The organism is Streptomyces sp. ADI95-16 (genome assembly GCF_003721495.1).
GTDB lineage: Bacteria > Actinomycetota > Actinomycetes > Streptomycetales > Streptomycetaceae > Streptomyces > Streptomyces goshikiensis.
Map to the genome: position 1 here is coordinate 2,168,991 of NZ_CP033581.1, position 18,095 is coordinate 2,187,085.

Sequence of the window (18,095 nt, forward strand, 5' to 3'; positions counted from 1 at the left end):
TTGTGCCCGGAGCGCGGGCTGCCGGGGCTGCGAAAGGGCCCCCGGCTCGGGACGGATCCCGGCCCGGGGGCCCTTTCGCTGCCCGCTGCCGGGGTCAGCCGCGCGAGGCGGCGATCTCCGCGACGCGGCCGCGGACCAGGAACCAGCCTCCGACCAGGGCGGCGCCGATGACCGGGACGAAGAGGACGGTGGTGCGGCCGACCCCGCCGTCGCACCACATCAGGACCAGGACCGTCACGAGGAACACCAGGGTGACGATCTGCGTGTACGGGGCCCAGGGCAGCCGGTAGGACGGGCGTTCCAGGGTGCCCTGCTGCGCGCGGCGCCAGAAGTGGAGCGAGCAGAGCATGACCATCGCCCAGGTGCCGAGGATGCCGAGCGAGGCGAAGTTCAGGACGATTTCGAAGGCGTCCTTCGGCATGAAGTAGTTCAGGCCGACTCCGGCGATGCCGAAGGCGGCGGTGAACAGGACGCCGCCGTAGGGGACCTTGCCCTTGTTCATGACGCCGGTGAACTTCGGGGCGGAGCCGGACACGGCCATGGAGCGCAGGATGCGGCCCGTGGAGTAGAGGCCCGAGTTCAGCGAGGAGAGCGCGGCGGTCAGGACGACCAGGTTCATGACGCCGGCGGCGCCGGGGACGCCGAGCTTGTCGAAGACGGTGACGAAGGGGCTCTGGTCCCCGGAGTACGAGGTGTACGGGAGCAGCAGGGCCAGCAGGACGACGGAGCCGACGTAGAAGATGCCCACGCGCCACATGATCGAGTTGATCGCCTTCGGCATGATCTTCTCGGGGTTCTCGGTCTCACCGGCGGCGACGCCGCACAGCTCGACGGAGGCGTACGCGAAGACCACGCCCTGGATCACCAGGAGCATCGGCAGGACGCCGGAGGGGAAGAGCCCGCCGTTGTCGGTGATGTTGGCCAGGCCCGGGGTGTTGCCGCCGATGTCGTGGCTGGTGGCCACCAGGTAGATGCCGACGATCAGGAAGATCGCGAGGGCGGCGACCTTGACCAGGGAGAACCAGAACTCCATCTCGCCGAAGTACTTCACCGAGATCAGGTTCGCGGTGAGGACGACGGCGAGGGCGATGAACGCGAGGACCCACTGGGGGACGTCGGTGAACATCGACCAGAAGTGGGCGTACGTCGCGGCGGCGGTGATGTCGGCGACGGTGGTCGTGGACCAGTTGAGGAAGTACAGCCAGCCGGCCGTGTAGGCGCCCTTCTCCCCCATGAACTCGCGCGCGTACGAGACGAAGGCGCCGGAGGAGGGGCGGTACAGGACGAGCTCGCCGAGGGCCCGGACGACGAAGAAGGCGAAGACGCCGCACACCGCGTAGGCGATCGCGAGGGACGGGCCGGCTCCGGCGAGGCGGCCGCCGGCTCCGAGGAACAGGCCGGTGCCTATCGCTCCGCCGATCGCGATCATGTTGATGTGGCGGGACTTGAGGTCCTTGCTGTAGCCCTCGTCGCCGGCGTCGACATGGCGGGAAGACGCCGGGGCGGCGGCCTCGGTCAAGGTGCGGTCACTCATGTAGGGCTTCGCCTTCGTGGGTGGGACAGGCAGGTCGCGGACCGCCGCTCAGGGGAGCTCGGTGCTGTCCCCTGTGTCGCGTTCCGGTGGTTTTTATGCCCCAGGAGACCATGAGGCCCGCCCCTCGCCAAAACCCGGGCTGCGCATGCGGAAGCCCCCGGCGACCATGGAAACGGGTGCCGGGGGCCTCAGGGAAGCTGGAAAGCGTGGCGGTGCGGGCTATTCGGCCGGGTCGGATCCGGCGGCCTGGTCCAGGCGGAACGCCTCGTTCCCAAGGCCGATGCGGCCGTGTGCCGCCGGGTTGCGGCCGCGCAGCAGGAGACCGCTCACGAGGCCGGCGACGGCCGCCGCGGCGATGATCCCGGGGAGCACCCAGCTGAGCGCGGAGCCCCGCTCGGCGCCGACGAGGACGCCGAAGTCCTTGACGGTGTAGACGGCGATGCCGACGAGGGCGAGCCCGGAGAGGCCGGCCGCGACGAGCCGCCAGACCTGGGCGCCGGCGGTGCCGCGGCGGACGAAGAAGGCGATGACCGCGAAGGAGGCGGTGGCCATGAGGAGCGTCACACCGAGGGCGCCGACGCTGCCCATCCAGGTGAACAGGTGCAGGACGGGCGCGGTGGGGTCGCCGGCCGGCAGGTCGTCGGTGAGGGCGAAGGCGAGGACGACCACGGCGGCGATGCCGGTCTGCAGGAGCGAGCCGGTGCCGGGGGCGCCGGTGCCGGGGTTGGTCCGGCCGAAGGCGGCCGGGAGCAGCCCCTCGCGGCCCATGGCGAAGGCGTAGCGGGCGACGACGTTGTGGAAGCTGATCATGGCGGCGAACATGCCGGTGACGAAGAGCACGTGCAGGACGTCGGTGAAGGTGGTGCCGAGGCGGCTCTCGGTGAGCTGGAACAGCAGGCCGGGTCCGGCGTCCGCGGCGGTCTCGACCACCTCGGAGGGGCCGGTGGCGACGGTCAGGGCCCAGGCGCTGAGCGCGAAGAAGAGGGCGACGAAGCCGACGGCGAGGAACATCACGCGGGAGACGACGATGTGCGGCTTGCTGGTCTCCTCGGCGTAGACCGGGGACTGCTCGAAGCCGACGAAGGCGGCGATGCAGAAGCACAGGGCGGTGCCGAGGCCGGCGCCGCCGAGGGTGTCGGGGTTGAAGGCGTGCAGGGAGAGGCCTTCGGCGCCGGGCTTGGCGAGGGCGGCGAGGTCGAAGATGACGACGAGGGCGCACTCGATGAGGAGGAGGACGCCGAGCACCTTGGCGTTGAGGTCGATCTTCAGCCAGCCGAGGGCGCCGGTGGCGGCGACCGCGAGCAGGGCGGGGATCCACCAGGCGAGCTCCACGTTCAGGTAGGTGGCGAGGAGGCCGGAGATCTCGAAGCCGAGGATGCCGAAGACGCCGACCTGCATGGCGCTGTACGCGACGAGGGCGACGACGGAGGCGGCGGCGCCGGCGGTGGGGCCGAGGCCGCGCGCGATGTAGGCGTAGAAGGCGCCGGCGTTGTGGACGTGCCGGCTCATCTCGGCGTAGCCGATGCTGAACAGGGCGAGGACGGCGCCCAGGATGACGAACAGCAGGGGCTGGCCGACGATGCCCATGACGCCGAATGTGGTCGGCATGACCCCGGCGACGACCATGAGGGGCGCGCTGGCGGCCAGTACGGAGAGCAGCAGGCCGGCGGTGCCGAGGCGGCCCGCGCGCAGGGCCCGGTCCTCGCCCTTGTACGTGCGTATCTCGGCCGGGTTCGAGGCCGTGGTGGATCTGGCCGTCGGCATGGCGGCGTCCTTTCGCGGGGCGGTGGTTGCGGGGGCGGGCGGGGCTGACGCGGCCGGCGGTGGTGGAGCGGCGCCGGGGGCGGTCTGGGCGGGGCTAGGCGGAGCCGAGCGCGGCGTTGCGCGCGGCGAGGAAGGCCTTGTGCGGGTCGAGGTCCGGATAGGACCAGGGGGCGCGGGTGGCGTGGCGCCCGATGCGGTGGAACAGCGCGGCGGCCTCGGCGGGCCGGCCCTCGCAGAGTTTGGCGTGGGCGAGGAAGTTGAGGTCGACCCGGTTGCGGGGGTGGTCCTCGCGCTCCCACTCCAGCCACCAGTCGAAGGCGGAGCGCAGCACCTGGCGGGCGCGGCGGCCGGACCAGTGCTGGCCGGCGCTCTCGAAGGTGTGGCCGTGGGTCGCGGCGAGCACGCGGTAGCGCTCGGCGTGCGCGATGACGGGGAGCACGGCGAGCGGGGAGTCGGCCGGGGACTCCTCGGCGGCCCAGGCGGCGAAGTCGTAGACCTCGTGGAGCGGGTCGTGTCCGGCGGCGGGGGCGCGTTCGGCCAGCTTGGCGACCATCAGGTGGTGGGCGTGATGGTGCTCCCGGTGGCGGGCCCGGACCTGGTCGAAGTGGCGGCTGAACTCCTCCTCGGAGCCGAAGGCCCGGGAGAGCAGGAGCAGGCCGAGCCAGGGGGTGGGGTCCGCGGGGAGCAGGGCGGCGGCGCGGCGGCAGGCGTCCTCGGCGGCCTCGGGTGCGCCCTTGCCGCGCAGGGCGCCGAAGACGGTGGCGCAGGCGAGCAGGGTGGCGGCGTCGACGCTGTCGGGTTCGGCGAGCAGCCATTCGCGGGACCAGGCGGTGGCGGCGGGGGTTTCGGCGAGGGCGACGACGCGGTGCCCGCGGCGGTCCCAGTCGTCGGCGGTGGCGACGAGGAGGGCGCGGGCCTTGGACCACCGGCCCTGGGTGAACTGGCTTCTCACGTCGACCAGTTCGGTGTCACAGAGGGCGGAGTCGAAGAGCTGCGCGTCCCGCTTGCGGGCGCGCGGAAGGGGCGGCGGGGGCGGGGACACCGCGGGTTCCCTCCAGGACGCGGGCGCGGGCGGGCAAGAGGATCAGGCGGACGAGCGCATCCGGATGATCACGCACAGCAAAGCGGTACGCACAGCTCCGAGTCAAGGTCCAGGCCACCGGGTGGCGTGTTTCAACTGGTCCTCCGAGGGGGTGAGTTGGGAACCGCCGCAGGGCGCGGGGTCCGCGCGGGGGCGGGCGGGCGTCCGTCGTAAGGTCGACGGATGACCACCTACGAAGATCTCCCCCCGTTCCTGCTCGGCTTCCCCGGACCGCTGCGCGACCAGCTGGTGGCGGCGGTGCTGAGCGGCATGAAGACCGCGACGACGGGGCTGTTCCCCGAATACGAGGCCGAGGGCGAACCGCTGCCGGTGCCGGGTGAGCGCGGCCTCCTGCTGGATTCGGCGGAGCGGGCGGTGGCGGTGGTGGAGGTGACGGACGTACGGGTGGTGCGGCTCGCGGAGGTGGATCTGCGGCACGCGCTGGACGAGGGCGAGGGGTACGCGTCAGTGGCCGAATGGCGTACCTCGCACGAGCGGTTCTGGCACAGCGCGCCGGTGCGCGAGGCGCTGGGCGACCCGGAGTACACGGTGGACGACGACACGCTCGTGGTGATGGAACGGTTCCGGGTGCTCACCCGGCTCCCGGCGTCCTAGCCGTACTGCCCCTGCGAGGCCGGGGGCCCGGCCCGCGGGCGGGGCCTCCGGGCCGGCACCCGGCCCGGCTAGGAGACCGCTGCGGCGGCGGCCCGGCCGGCCGCGCGGCCGGAGAAGACGCAACCGCCGAGGAAGGTGCCCTCCAGCGCGCGGTAGCCGTGGACCCCGCCGCCGCCGAAGCCGGCCGCCTCGCCCGCCGCGTACAGGCCCGGCAGCGGTTCGCCGGAACCGGTGAGGACCCGGGAGGAGAGGTCGGTCTCCAGCCCGCCGAGCGACTTGCGGGTCAGGATCGAGAGCCGGACGGCGATCAGCGGGCCCGCCTTCGGGTCCAGGATCCGGTGCGGGGCGGCGGTGCGGATCAGCCGGTCGCCGAGGTACTTGCGGGCGCCGTGGATGGCCGTCACCTGGAGGTCCTTGGTGAAGGGGTTGGCGATCGCGCGGTCCCGGGCCACGATCTCGCCGCGGACGGTGGCCTCGTCGAGGAGGTCCTCGCCGGTGACCGCGTTCATGCCGCGCACCAGCGCCGTCAGGTTCCGCTCGACGACGAAGTCCGCGCCCTTGTCCATGAACGCCTTGACCGGCCCGGGCACCGCCTGCCGCGCGCGGTCGATGACGTCGCGGACGGACTTCCCGGTGAGGTCCGGGTTCTGCTCAGAGCCCGAGAGGCCGAACTCCTTGCCTATGACGCGCTGGTTGAGCACGAACCAGGTGTGGTCGTGGCCCGTCTTCATGATGTGGTCGAGGGTGCCGAGGGTGTCGAACCCGGGGAACAGCGGTACGGGCAGCCGCTTCCCGGTCGCGTCCAGCCACAGCGAGGACGGCCCGGGCAGGATGCGGATGCCGTGCTTGGCCCAGATCGGGTCCCAGTTCCCTATGCCCTCGGTGTAGTGCCACATCCGGTCCTTGTTGATGTGGCTGGCGCCCGCCTCCTCCGCGATGCCCAGCATCAGGCCGTCGACGTGCGCCGGGACACCGGAGAGCAGCCGGTCCGGCGGGGTGCCGAGGCGGGCGGGCCACTGCTTGCGCACCAGGTCGTGGTTGCCGCCGATGCCGCCGCTGGTGACGATCACCGCCTGGGCCCGGAGGGAGAACTCGCCGGTGCTCTCGCGGCCGCTCGCGGTACCCCGTACGGCGTCGGAGGGGGCGAGGACCTCGCCCGTCACGGTGTCCAGGGTGCCGGCGGTGCGTCCGAGGCCGGTGACCCGGTGACGGAAGCGGAGCTGGACCAGGCCGCGGGCCACTCCGGCGCGGACCCTGCGTTCGAAGGGCTCGACCAGGCCGGGGCCGGTGCCCCAGGTGATGTGGAAGCGGGGGACGGAGTTCCCGTGCCCGTTCGCGTCGTAGCCGCCGCGCTCCGCCCAGCCGACGACGGGGAAGAAGCGGATGCCCTGGGCGTGCAGCCAGGGCCGCTTCTCGCCGGCCGCGAAGTCCACGTAGGCCTCGGCCCAGCGGCGGGGCCAGGCGTCCTCCTCGCGGTCGAAGCCGGCGGTCCCGTACCAGTCCTGGAGGGCGAGTTCGCGGCTGTCCTTGATCCGCATCCGGCGCTGTTCGGGCGAGCCGACGAAGAAGAGGCCGCCGAAGGACCAGTGGGCCTGACCGCCGAGGGACTGTTCGGGTTCCTGGTCGAGCAGGATGACCTTGCGCCCCGCGTCGACGAGCTCGGCGGTGGCCACGAGGCCCGCCAGCCCGGCCCCGATCACGATCACGTCTGCGTCGTACGTCATGGGAACCCGTCCTCCGGTCGCTGTGGTGGGGCAGATCCTTTGCTACGGAGCGGTAACCAGTCAACAGCGGCGGTGGGAAGGCCGCGTGGTTGGATGACCGCCGTGAGTGCCGCTGATGAAGTACTGGACGTGGTGGACCGGGACGACCGGGTGACGGGACAGGCTCCGCGCGGGGAGGTGTACGCCCGCGGGCTGCTCCACCGGTGCGTGTTCGTGCTCGCCAGGAACGCCGAGGGGCGGATCTTCGTACACCGGCGGACGGCGTCGAAGCTGGTGTTCCCCTCGGCCTACGACATGTTCGTGGGCGGGGTGCTGGGCGCGGGCGAGGAGTACGCGCAGGCCGCGCTGCGCGAGGCCGAGGAGGAACTGGGGGTGACGGGGCTGGGGCAGCCGGAGCCGCTGCTGAAGTTCCTGTACGAGGGGCCGGGCGGGGCCTGGTGGTCGTACGTGCACGAGGTGCGGTGCGAGCTGCCGGTGTCCCCGCAGGTGTCGGAGGTGGCGTGGCACGCGTGGCTCACCGCGGAGGAGCTGGCGGCGCGGGTGGCGGGGGGCGAGTGGCCGTGGGTGCCGGACGGGCTGGAGGCGTACCGGCGGCTGCGCGCGCACCGGGAGTCCCGCCAGTAGATTGATCAGGTGATCGACTTCGTCAAGGACGTGCGGCTCTGGTTCGCGCCGCGGCTGCTGCGGGACGAGGGCGAGACTCCCGACTACCGGTTCTCGCTCGCCAACGAGCGCACCTTCCTGGCCTGGATCAGGACGGCGCTGGCGCTGGTGGGCGGCGGTTTCGCCGTCGACCAGTTCCTGCCGGACCTGCGCTGGGGCGTGCGGGTCGGGATGTCGCTCGCGCTGCTCGCGGTGGGCGCGGCCTGTGCGCTGCGGGCGGTGAACCACTGGGTGCGGTGCGAGCGGGCGATGCGGCGGGGCGAGGACCTGCCGCCGTCGCGGTTCCCGGTGCTGCTGAGCCTGGGGGTGGGGCTGGTCGCGGTGGCGATGATGGTGGTCGTCCTGCTCGGCTGGACGACGGGGCGGTGAGTTCCTCCGGGGCGGCGTCGCGGGATGCCGGGCTCCAGCCGGAGCGGACCCGGCTCGCGTGGCGGCGTACGACGCTGGCGTGCTCGGTGGTGGCGGTGCTGGCGCTGCGGCAGGCCCTGCGCGGGTCGGGCTCGCCGTCGGAGGTGGGCGGGGCGGCGGTGATCGCGCTGCTCTGGGTGGCGTTCCTGTGGGCGGCGCACCGGCGGATCCGGGAGCTGTCGGCGGAGCGGCCGCCGGGGCTGGCGCCGCGCGCGGCGCTGGCGGTGGTCGGGTGCACGGTGGCGCTGGCGGCGTTCGCGGTGGCGGTGATCCTCTGAACCGCTGATGTGATGGTCCGCCTTGTCGCGCGTGCCCGCGCCACTGGGGGACAGAACGGGCGATCTGGGGCAATCCGCACTAGCCTCGGCCGCATGACGACCTTGCACCACGAGCACCCCACGCACGAGCACGCGCACGGCCCCGGCTGTGGCCACACCGAGGTCGACCACGGCGACCACGTCGACTACGCGCACGACGGCCACCTGCACCGGGAGCACTCCGGGCACTGGGACGAGTGCGAGCCCTCGGGCCACACCGCCCACGAGGACCACGACCACGCCCACCGCCCGGGCTGCGGGCACGAAGCGGTCCCGCACGGCGACCACGTGGACTACGTGCACGACGGCCACCGGCACGCGGAACACGACGGCCACTACGACGACCACTGAGGACTCGCGACCCCGCACTCCCCCCGGCGTCGCGCGGGCTGGCAGGATGCCGACTGCCTGTCACAGCGAGCCGGGGAGAGCGCACATGACCGCCGATGAACCCTACGTCGTCCAGCCCGCCGCCGGGGTGTACGCCTACGTCCAGCCGGACGGCGGCTGGTGCCTCAACAACGCCGGCTTCGTGAGCGACGGCGGCCGGACGCTGCTGATCGACACAGCCGCCACCGAGCGGCGGGCGCTGGCGCTGCGTGACGCGGTGCTGGCGGCCGGGGTGCCGCTGCCGCGCACGGTGGCCAATACCCACCACCACGGCGACCACACCTACGGCAACGGCGTGTTCGCCCCCGGGGCACTGATCCTCGGCCACGACAACGCACGGTCCGAGCAGCTCGCCGCCGGGCACCAGCTGGAGATGATCTGGCCCGCCAACGACTTCGGCGCCGTGGAGATCACCCCGCCCGATCTGACGTACAGCGACCGCACGACCCTGCACCTCGGGGACACCGAGGTACGGGTCCTCCACCCGGGCGTCGCGCACACCACCGGGGACTCCGTGGTGTGGCTGCCCGAGCGGCGGATCGTGTTCACCGGGGACCTGATCTTCGCCGGGGGCACTCCGTTCCTGGCGATGGGCTCGCTGTCCGGGTCGCTGCGGGCGCTGGAGCTGCTGCGCTCGCTGGGCGCGGAGACCGTCGTACCGGGGCACGGACCGCTGACCGACCCCTCGGCCTACGAGTCCACCGAGCGCTACCTGCGGTACGTGGCCGAGCTGGCCGGGGAGGGCCGGGCGAAGGGCCTGACCCCGCTGGAGGTGGCCCGGCGGGCGGAGCTCGGCGAGTTCGCGGCCTGGCGGGAGAGCGAGCGCCTGGTGGCGAACGTACACCGGGCGTACGCGGAGCTGGCCGGGGAGCCGGAGGGGGCCCCGCTGGACATCGCGGCGGTGCTGAAGGACATGACCGTGATGAACGGCGGGACGCCGATCCTCTGCCACGCCTGAGCCCCGCGCCCGAGCAAGACGCCCGAGCATCACGCCTGATCCCCGCCCGTCCGGGCCGGACTCCCGCGGCGCGCCCGCCGCGGGGGTCCGGAACTCTTCCGGCCGAACCCTCTGGACGACATACCGACTGGTCGGCATGATGGCTTCCGTCCGTTCGTCATCGTCAACTCCGCACGGAGGCGCGCCCATGACCCCAGCGACAGAAGCCGGCCCGGCCGGCCCCCGCGGCCTCGACCCGGAGCGGCTGCGCGAGCACCTCGACGCCGCCCGGCCGGGGCTCGTCACCGGGGCACTGACCGGCCGGCTGATCGAGGGCGGCCGGTCGAACCTCACGTACGAGGTCACCGACGGCGCCTCCCGCTGGGTGGTGCGCCGCCCGCCGCTGGGCCATGTCCTGGCCACCGCGCACGACATGCGGCGCGAGCACCGGGTCATCGCGGCCCTGCACGGCACCGCGGTACCGGTGCCGCGACCGCTCCTGCTGTGCGAGGACGAGTCGGTGCTCGGCGCGCCCTTCTACGTCATGGAGTACGTGTCCGGGACGCCGTACCGGACGGCCGACGAGCTGGCCGCCATCGGCCCGGAGCGGACCCGGCGGGCGGTGCTGGGCCTCGTCGACACCCTGGTCGAGCTGCACGCGGTGGATCCGGAGGCGGTGGGCCTCGGCGACTTCGGCCGGCCCGAGGGCTTCCTCGACCGGCAGCTGCGGCGCTGGGGCAAGCAGCTCACGGCCTCGCGCGGCCGTGAGCTGGCCGGGATCGACGAACTGCACGGCGCGCTCGGCCGGACCCTGCCGCGCTCCCCCGCCCCGACGGTGGTGCACGGGGACTTCCGGCTCGACAACGTGCTGATCGGCGGCCCGGACGACACGATCCGGGCGGTGCTGGACTGGGAGATGTCCACGCTCGGCGATCCGCTGACCGACCTCGGGCTGCTGGTGATGTACAGCTCGGACCTGGGCCTGACCGATTCCCCGGTCAGCACGACGAGCGCGGCGCCCGGCCACCCGGCGCCGGCCGAGCTGATCGAGCGCTACGCCGCCCGCTCGGGGCGGGACACCGGGGCGATCGCCTGGTACACGGCCTTCGCCTGGTTCAAGCTCGCGGTGATCCTCGAAGGCATCCACTACCGCTACACGCTCGGACAGACGGTGGGCGCGGGCTTCGACCGGATCGGCGAGCTGGTCCCGGTCTTCATCGAGCACGGCCTGACCACCCTCAACGAACTCCAGGAAGGCTGAGACACACCCATGGACTTCGCATTCGACGCCCGGACCGAGGAACTCCGCGAGCGGCTGCTCGCGTTCATGGACGAGTACGTGTACCCGGCGGAACCCGTGGCCGCCGAGCAGCGCGCGCGGCTGGCCTCGCCCTGGGACACCCCGGCCGTCTTCGGTGAACTGAAGGCCGAGGCGCGCCGTCAGGGCCTGTGGAACCTGTTCTTCGTGGACGAGCACGGCTCGCCCGGAGCGGGACGGGGCGCGGGGCCCGGCGCGGGGCTGACCAACCTCCAGTACGCCCCGCTCGCCGAGATCACCGGCCGCAGCCCGCACCTGGCACCGATGGCGACGAACTGCGCGGCCCCGGACACCGGGAACATGGAGCTGCTCGCGCAGTTCGGCAGCGAGGAGCAGAAGAAGCAGTGGCTGGAGCCGCTGCTGGCGGGGGAGATCCGCTCCGCGTTCGCGATGACCGAGCCGGACGTGGCCTCCTCGGACGCGACGAACATCGAGACCCGCGTGGAGCGTTCGGCGAGCGGGGACGCGTACGTGGTCACCGGCCGCAAGTGGTTCATCTCCGGGGCGATGAACCCGGACTGCAAGGTCTTCATCGTGATGGGCAAGACCGACCCGGAGGGCGCCGATCCGCGCCGCCAGCAGTCGATGGTCCTGGTGCCCCGGGACACCCCGGGCGTCGAGGTGCGCCGGGCGATGACGGTGTACGGGTTCGAGGACCACGAGCACGGCGGCCACGCCGAGGTGGTCTTCGACGGGGCCCGGGTCCCGGTGGCGAACCTGATCGGCGAGGAGGGCGCCGGCTTCGCCATCGCCCAGGCACGGCTCGGCCCGGGCCGGATCCACCACTGCATGCGGCTGATCGGCATGGCGGAGCGGGCGATCGAGCTGATGTGCCGGCGCGCGATCGGCCGTACGGCGTTCGGCAAGGAGCTGGCCGCACAGGGCGTCGTACAGAACTGGATCGCGGACGCCAGGGTCACGGTGGAGCAGCTGAGGCTGCTGGTGCTGAAGACGGCCTGGCTGATGGACACCGTCGGCAACCGGGGCGCGCACACCGAGATCCAGGCGATCAAGATCGCGACGCCGCGGGCGGTGGTGGGGATCCTCGACCAGGCGGTGCAGCTGCACGGCGCGGGTGGTGTGAGCCAGGACTTCCCGCTGGCCGAACTGTGGGCGGCGGCGCGGACGTTGAGGCTCGCGGACGGACCGGACGAGGTGCACCAGCGCTCGCTGGCCCACCGGGAACTGAAGAAGTACGCGGAGCTCCGGTGAACGTGTGGGAATCGTGCGGGAGTTCGGGTGAACAGGTGTGCGCGGTGAAGGCGGTGCGGGGGGCCTTTTAAGAAACCTTGTTGAACGAGCCCGAACCGCCGGTACGTTCTTGATTTGCGCCTGTCAATCGGAACAGGGTTCTCCAGAAGCTTGACGCCCCACACGTCAACACGAGGAGAACTCTCCACAATGGCAACTCACAAGCGCTCCCGCGGTTTCCGGTACGCGACGATCGGCACGGGTGTCGCCGCCGCGGCCGCCATGGCCTTCATCGCCACCCCGTTGGCGGGAGCCGCCACACCGGCCGAAGGCACGGTGTACGGACTGGGCGCACCCGGCGCCATCAGCGGTAGCTACGTCGTCATCCTCGACGCATCCGCGAACAAGGAAAAGCTCGCCGACAAGTACGGCGGCGAGCTGCAGCGCAGCTATTCCTCCGGGGTCAACGGGTTCTCGGCCTCCGGGCTGAGCGAGACCGAAGCCAAGCGGCTGGCGGCGGATCCGGCCGTTGGCAAGGTCGTGCAGAACAAGAAGTTCACCATCAACGCCACCCAGGACAACCCGCCCTCGTGGGGCCTGGACCGGATCGACCAGACGGCCACGGCGGGCGACAAGAAGTACGACTACCCCGACAGCGCCGGCGAGGGTGTCACGGCGTACGTCATCGACACCGGCATACGCGTGACCCACAAGGACTTCGGGGGCCGCGCGACCTCCGGCTTCGACGCGGTGGACAACGACGACAGCGCCGACGACGGCAACGGCCACGGCACGCACGTGGCCGGCACCATCGCGGGGGCCTCGCACGGCGTCGCCAAGAAGGCGAAGCTCGTCGCGGTGCGGGTGCTGGACAACAACGGCTCGGGCTCCACGGAGCAGGTGGTCGCCGGGATCGACTGGGTCACCAAGAACCACTCGGGACCCTCGGTGGCCAACATGAGCCTGGGCGGCGGCGTGGACGAGGCGCTCGACGAGGCGGTGAAGCGGGCGATCGCCTCGGGCGTCACCTTCGCCGTCGCGGCGGGCAACGACTCGAAGGACGCCGGCCAGGGCTCCCCGTCCCGGGTTCCGGAGGCCATCACGGTGGCGTCTAGCACCATCGACGACGAGCAGTCCTCGTTCTCCAACTTCGGTTCGGTGGTGGACCTGTACGCGCCGGGCTCGGACATCACGTCCGACTGGAACGACAGTGACACCGGCACGAAGACCATCTCCGGCACCTCCATGGCCACTCCGCACGTGGCGGGCGCCGCGGCCGTCTACCTGGCCGGGCACCCGTCCGCGACCCCGGCGCAGGCCGCGTCCGCCCTCACGGCGGCGGCGACCTCGGGTGCGGTGACCAACCCGTCGGCGGGCACGGTGAACAAGCTCCTGAAGGTCATCCCGTAACCCCCGCGTAGCTCCTCCCCGCATCGGCCCGCTCGGCCCGCCCCCCGCACGCCCCCACCAGGGGCGGACGGGGGGCGGGCCGTCTCGGTCGCGGGTCGCGGGTCGCGGCCGGAGTCCTGGCGGCCCCCTCAGGGGCGCAGGGCTCGCAGCAGCAGGTCGGCGAGGTGGTCGGCGACCTGCTGGGGGGTGAGGGGGCCGTCGGCGCGGTACCAGGTGGACAGGTGGTGGACGGAGCCGAAGTGGTAGTCCACCACCAGGTCCGCCGGGGTGGCCGTGGAGAACACCCCGGCCTTCTGGCCCTCCTCGACCAGAGCGCGGAAGCGCTCGTGGTAGCGCCGGCGCTCCGCCCGCACCTGCTTGAACTTCTCCGGGCTCAACTGGTGCATCGAGCGGAAGAAGATCGCCGCGTCGTCGAGGTTCTCGATGGTGGTCACGACCACGTCGGCGGCCGCGGCCCGCAGCCGCTCCTCGACGGGGGCGTCGGAATCGGCCACCGCGTCCAGCCGCTGCTGCTGGAGCCGCAGCATCCGCGCGTACACCTCGTGCAGCAGGTCGTCCTTGGACCCGAAGTAGTGGTACAGCGCGCCCTTCGTCACTCCGGCCGCCTCGACGATCTCCTGTACGGAGGTGCGGTCGTACCCGCGCTCGGCGAAAAGCCTGGTGGCGACGGCGAGCAGCCGCTGCGGTACCGGGGCCTCGTGCGTGCCTTCGGTCTCCGTGGTGGTCCTGGCGGCCATGGCGCTCACCTTCCTTGTCTGATCCCTCGCCTGTACGGCGACCCGCGCGGGCGTCCGGCTGTTTTCAGCCACGCTCGCGCAGTTCCCGTCGCAGGATCTTGCCACTGGTCGTCTTCGGCAGAACAGGCAGGATCTCCACTTGTCGCGGGTATTTGTACGCGGCGATGCGCTCGGCGCAGTACGCGGACAGCTCCGCCGGCTCGGCGTGGACCCCGGGGCGCAGGCTGACGTACGCCTTCACGCTCTCCCCGCGGTAGGGGTCGGGGACCCCGACGACGGCCGCCTCGCGGACGGCGGGGTGGGTGTAGAGGACGTCCTCGACCTCGCGCGGCCAGACCTTGAAGCCCGACGCGTTGATCATGTCCTTCTTGCGGTCGACGACGTAGAGCCAGCCGTCGGCGTCCATGAACCCGACGTCCCCGGTGCGCAGTTCGCCGTCCGGGAAGGTCCGCGCGGTCTCGGCGGGCAGCCCCCAGTAGCCGGGCACGACCTGGGGGCCGCGGACGACGATCTCGCCGGTCTCGCCGAAGGGCAGCTCGGCGCCGTGCTCGTCGAGGACGCGCACGACGGTGTCGGCGCCCGGGACGCCGACGGAGAGGGTGCCGGAGACCGGGTCGACGGGTGCCTCGCGGTGCGCGGGCACGGTGGCGCAGGCCGCGGTGGACTCGGTGAGGCCGTATCCGCCCCGCAGGTAGAAGCCGAAGGCGGCGCGCAGCCGTTCCACGAGGGCGGGCGGGAGCGGGGCTCCGCCGCTGGAGAGCACCCGGAACGAGGCGAAGTGGTCCGGGGTGACGTCCGGGTGGGCGGCGAGGGCCATGAACGCGGTCGCCGGGCCGACGGCGTAGTCGGGGCGGTGTTCGAGGAAGGCGTCGAGGACGACGCCCGCGTCGAAGCGGTGGGCCAGGACGAGGGTGCCGGCGTTGGTGAAGCAGGCGGCGAGCTCGCAGACCATCCCGGTGATGTGGAAGAGCGGGGCGAGGGCGAAGTAGCGCGCGCCCTCGGGGATCGGGTGGCCGGTGACCTGCCGCAGGGCGTTGTGGGTGAGCGCCCCGTGCGGGTTCATCGCGCCCTTGGGGGTGCCGGAGGTCCCGGAGGTGTAGCTGATGAGGGCGGTGTCGGCGGCGGTGAGGCCCGGGTCCGGCGGGGCCGGGTGGCCGCGCCGGGCCACCGAGACGAGGTCGTCGGCATCGGAGTCGGCGTCGGAGTCGGCGCCGGCGGGCCGGCCCGGCGGGCCGAGCGCGAGGACCCGTATGTCGTTGCGGCTCTGGAAGTCCAGGTCGGAGGCGGTCAGCGTGGTCCGCAGGGCGGTCCCGTACGCGGCCTCGCGCAGGTAACCGGCCCAGGCGCGGGCCTCGCAGACCAGCGCGGCGGCCCCGGAGTCGCGCAGGATGTGCCCCACTTCGGCGGATTTGTACATCGGGTTGAGCGGGACGACCACCGCCCCGGCCTTCCACGCGCCGAGCACGGCGAGCGCGAAGTGCGGGGTGTTCTGGAGCATGACCGCGACCCGGTCGCCCCGGCCGATCCCCCGGCCGGCCAGGTGTCCGGCGACGGAGTCGGAGAGGGCGTCGGCCTCGGCGTAGCCGATCCGGCCGTCGAAGTAGGCCAGCGCGGTGCGCTCGGGGGCCCGGGCGGCGGCGGCCCGGAAGGCGTCCAGCACGCTGGGCGGGGGTGCGACGGGGGCCAGCTGGGCGGGACTGAGCCGCCCGAGCCAGGGCTTCGCCCCGTACCGGGACGGCGCGGCGGCGGTCACGGCCCCGGCCTCGGCGGCGGTCACGGCGGCACGCTCGGTCACGGGGTCTCCCAGGTGCGCTGGAGGCGGTTCATTCCGCTGAGCCAGCGGTCCGGGTCGGTCGCGCGGGCGGCGTAGAAGTCCGCGACCTCGGGGTGCGGGAGGATCAAGAACCGGCCCTTCTCCATGCCGTCGAACAGCGCGTCCGCGACCGCTTCCGGCTCGATCGCGGTCGGCGCCAGGACGAGGTCGCCCGCCGAGCCCGCGGCGGTCAGCATGTCGGTGCGCACCCCCTGCGGGCAGATCGCGTGGACCTGGACGCCCCGGTGGCGGTAGGTCAGCGAGAGCCATTCCGCGAAGGCGAGGGCACCGTGCTTGGTGACACTGTACGGCGCGGCCCCGATCATGGTCAGCAGCCCGGCGGCGGAGACGGTGGACACGAAGCGGCCGCTCCCCCGCTCCAGCCAGTCCGGCAGCAGTGCGCGGGCGGCGCGGACATGGGCCATGACGTTGACGTCCCAGGCCGCCTCCCACACGGCCTCGTCGGCGAACGCGTCGCCGCCCGAGGCGAGTCCGGCGTTGGCGCAGTAGACGTCCACCCGGCCGTCGAGGGCCTCGCGGGCCTCCCCGACGATCGCGGAGGCGTCACCGGGCACGGCGATCGCGCGGGCGCCGATGTCACCGGCGACGGAGGCGGCCTTGGCGGGGTCGAGGTCGTTGACCACGACGGTGGCCCCCTCGGCGGCGAAGCGCCGCGCGAGGGCGGCGCCGATGCCGCCGCCCGCTCCGGTGACGACGACTCGCTGGTCCTGGTACGCGCTCACGGGATCACCTTTCGGGGGCTGCTGCCGGATTCCCGGGCAGACTAACCAGTCGGTATGTCGGGGCGGAAGGGGGCTGCGCCCTAGCGTGACGGGATGACTCTGTCGCGACGGGGATTGCTGGGACTGGCGGGAACCTCGGGGGCCCTTGGGGCGATCGGGGCGACTTCCGCCGGCCCGGCAGCCGCCGGCACCGGGGCCGCGGCCCCCGTGATCGCGACCCCCGTGACCACGGCTCCGGAGGCCACGGCGCCGGATGTCGGCCGGGTGCGGACCGGGTTCGAGCGGCTCGCCGCCGACGGGTACGGCGTACTGGCCGGACAGCGGATCGGGGTGGTCACCAACCCGACCGGGATCACGGCCGACGCCCGGCACCTGGTCGACGTACTGCACGCGGACGAGCGGGTGGACCTGGTCGCGGTGTTCGGCCCGGAACACGGGTTCCGGGGGACGGCTCAGGCCGGCGGGTCGGAGGGCGCCGCGCGCGATCCGGCGACCGGCCTGCCGGTGCACGACACGTACGGCAAGAGCGGGCAGCAGCTCGCGGACGTGTTCACCGCGGCCGGGATCGACACGGTCGTCTTCGACATCCAGGACGTCGGGGCGCGCTTCTACACCTACATCTGGACCCTCTACGACTGCATGCGCGCGGCCGCGCTCGCCGGCAAGGCGGTGGTGGTCCTGGACCGCCCCAACCCGGTGGGCGGCCGACGCGCGGCCGGGCCGGTGCTGGAGCGGCCGTACGCGAGCTTCGTGGGCCGGGAGCCGATCGCGCTCACGCACGGGATGACGGCGGCGGAGCTGGCCCTGCTCTTCAACGGCGAGTTCCTGGCCGCGAACCCGGTCGCGCTGCGGACGGTACGGATGAGCGGCTGGCGGCGGGACCTCCACTTCGGTGCCACCGGCCTGCCGTGGGTGCCGCCGAGCCCGAACGTGCCGACGCCGGACACGGCCCTCGCGTACGCCGGCACCTGCCTGTTCGAGGGCACGAACCTGTCGGAGGGCCGGGGTACGACCACGCCCTTCGAGGTGCTGGGCGCGGAGGGCCTGGACCGGCGCTGGGCGGAGGCGGCGAACGCGCTGGAGCTGCCGGGGGTGTGGTTCCGGGAGGCGTACTTCACTCCGACCTTCTCCAAGTTCACGGGGAAGCCGTGCGGCGGGGTACGGCTGCTCGTGCACGACCGGGCGGCCTTCGATCCGGTGCGGGCGGGGATCGGGCTGCTGGTCACCGCGCGGCGCGGCTGGAGCGGTTTCGCCTGGCGCGCGGACCACTGGATCGACCGGCTGACCGGCTCGGACCGGGTGCGCACCCTCGTGGACGCGGGGGCCGGGGTGGAGGAGATCGCGGGCGACTGGGCGGCGGGGCTGGAACGTTTCGCGGCGGTGCGCGAGCGGTACCTCCTCTACCCGTGACGCGTTCACAGCACCGGTCACGTCACGGGGCTGGCAGGGC

Annotated in this window: 17 protein-coding genes; 10 read left to right on the forward strand and 7 right to left on the reverse strand. The window is 72.9% G+C overall.

The genetic code is table 11. From position 1 onward, the window contains the following. Window positions 1-94 precede the first annotated feature (94 nt). From EES41_RS09365 to EES41_RS09375, 3 genes are all read right to left on the reverse strand, one after another. The gene (locus tag EES41_RS09365) at window positions 95-1,534 is read right to left on the reverse strand and encodes an amino acid permease (protein ID WP_123077195.1); all 1,440 of its coding nucleotides are present in this window, start codon (window positions 1,532-1,534) and stop codon (window positions 95-97) included. 219 nt (window positions 1,535-1,753) lie between these two features. Further along, the gene (locus EES41_RS09370) at window positions 1,754-3,298 is read right to left on the reverse strand and encodes an APC family permease (protein ID WP_123077197.1); all 1,545 of its coding nucleotides are present in this window, start codon (window positions 3,296-3,298) and stop codon (window positions 1,754-1,756) included. Between the two features lie 94 nt (window positions 3,299-3,392). Then, the gene (locus tag EES41_RS09375) at window positions 3,393-4,340 is read right to left on the reverse strand and encodes a hypothetical protein (RefSeq protein WP_100582369.1); all 948 of its coding nucleotides are present in this window, start codon (window positions 4,338-4,340) and stop codon (window positions 3,393-3,395) included. A 222-nt stretch (window positions 4,341-4,562) separates the two neighbouring features. Between EES41_RS09375 and EES41_RS09380 the strand changes: the two genes are divergently transcribed. Further along, complete coding sequence (locus EES41_RS09380) at window positions 4,563-4,994, forward strand: ASCH domain-containing protein (RefSeq protein WP_123077199.1); 432 nt, start codon at window positions 4,563-4,565, stop codon at window positions 4,992-4,994. Window positions 4,995-5,062: 68 nt separating this feature from the next. Here EES41_RS09380 and EES41_RS09385 read toward each other — a convergent pair whose 3' ends face one another. Then, entirely contained in the window at window positions 5,063-6,718 is a 1,656-nt protein-coding gene (locus EES41_RS09385) for an FAD-binding dehydrogenase (RefSeq protein ID WP_123077201.1), read from the reverse strand. A 102-nt stretch (window positions 6,719-6,820) separates the two neighbouring features. Between EES41_RS09385 and EES41_RS09390 the strand changes: the two genes are divergently transcribed. The 8 genes from EES41_RS09390 (at window position 6,821) to EES41_RS09425 (ending at window position 13,352) form a co-directional block, all read left to right on the forward strand. Beyond that, the gene (locus EES41_RS09390; protein WP_123082361.1) at window positions 6,821-7,342 is read left to right on the forward strand and encodes an NUDIX hydrolase; all 522 of its coding nucleotides are present in this window, start codon (window positions 6,821-6,823) and stop codon (window positions 7,340-7,342) included. 9 nt (window positions 7,343-7,351) lie between these two features. After that, window positions 7,352-7,750, forward strand: a complete 399-nt coding sequence (locus tag EES41_RS09395; RefSeq protein ID WP_073774723.1) for a YidH family protein — start codon at window positions 7,352-7,354, stop codon at window positions 7,748-7,750. After that, window positions 7,747-8,067, forward strand: coding sequence for a DUF202 domain-containing protein (locus EES41_RS09400; RefSeq protein ID WP_123077203.1), 321 nt, complete (start codon window positions 7,747-7,749; stop codon window positions 8,065-8,067). Before EES41_RS09395 ends, EES41_RS09400 begins: the two co-directional genes overlap by 4 nt. Before the next feature lie 93 nt (window positions 8,068-8,160). Next, on the forward strand, window positions 8,161-8,457 hold the full coding sequence (locus EES41_RS09405) for a hypothetical protein (RefSeq protein ID WP_123077205.1): 297 nt from the start codon (window positions 8,161-8,163) through the stop codon (window positions 8,455-8,457). Window positions 8,458-8,542: 85 nt separating this feature from the next. Continuing rightward, on the forward strand, window positions 8,543-9,454 hold the full coding sequence (locus tag EES41_RS09410) for an MBL fold metallo-hydrolase (RefSeq protein WP_123077207.1): 912 nt from the start codon (window positions 8,543-8,545) through the stop codon (window positions 9,452-9,454). 187 nt (window positions 9,455-9,641) lie between these two features. Next, window positions 9,642-10,694: a phosphotransferase family protein gene (locus EES41_RS09415; RefSeq protein WP_123077209.1), complete on the forward strand. Its 1,053-nt coding sequence runs from the start codon at window positions 9,642-9,644 to the stop codon at window positions 10,692-10,694. A gap of 9 nt (window positions 10,695-10,703) precedes the next feature. Then, the gene (locus tag EES41_RS09420; RefSeq protein WP_123077211.1) at window positions 10,704-11,963 is read left to right on the forward strand and encodes an acyl-CoA dehydrogenase family protein; all 1,260 of its coding nucleotides are present in this window, start codon (window positions 10,704-10,706) and stop codon (window positions 11,961-11,963) included. Between the two features lie 189 nt (window positions 11,964-12,152). Next, window positions 12,153-13,352, forward strand: a complete 1,200-nt coding sequence (locus EES41_RS09425) for a S8 family peptidase (protein ID WP_123077213.1) — start codon at window positions 12,153-12,155, stop codon at window positions 13,350-13,352. Between the two features lie 128 nt (window positions 13,353-13,480). Here EES41_RS09425 and EES41_RS09430 read toward each other — a convergent pair whose 3' ends face one another. The 3 genes from EES41_RS09430 to EES41_RS09440 form a co-directional block, all read right to left on the reverse strand. Next, the gene (locus EES41_RS09430) at window positions 13,481-14,089 is read right to left on the reverse strand and encodes a TetR/AcrR family transcriptional regulator (protein WP_123077215.1); all 609 of its coding nucleotides are present in this window, start codon (window positions 14,087-14,089) and stop codon (window positions 13,481-13,483) included. 64 nt (window positions 14,090-14,153) lie between these two features. Continuing rightward, window positions 14,154-15,884, reverse strand: coding sequence for a class I adenylate-forming enzyme family protein (locus EES41_RS09435; RefSeq protein WP_254211388.1), 1,731 nt, complete (start codon window positions 15,882-15,884; stop codon window positions 14,154-14,156). After that, on the reverse strand, window positions 15,881-16,645 hold the full coding sequence (locus EES41_RS09440; RefSeq protein ID WP_123077217.1) for an SDR family oxidoreductase: 765 nt from the start codon (window positions 16,643-16,645) through the stop codon (window positions 15,881-15,883). Before EES41_RS09440 ends, EES41_RS09435 begins: the two co-directional genes overlap by 4 nt. Before the next feature lie 93 nt (window positions 16,646-16,738). Here EES41_RS09440 and EES41_RS09445 point away from each other — a divergent pair, with 93 nt between their 5' ends. Beyond that, window positions 16,739-18,055 carry an exo-beta-N-acetylmuramidase NamZ domain-containing protein gene (locus tag EES41_RS09445; RefSeq protein ID WP_123077219.1) on the forward strand — a complete coding sequence of 439 codons (1,317 nt, stop codon included), beginning with the start codon at window positions 16,739-16,741 and terminating at the stop codon, window positions 18,053-18,055. The last annotated feature ends 40 nt before the right edge of the window (window positions 18,056-18,095 follow it).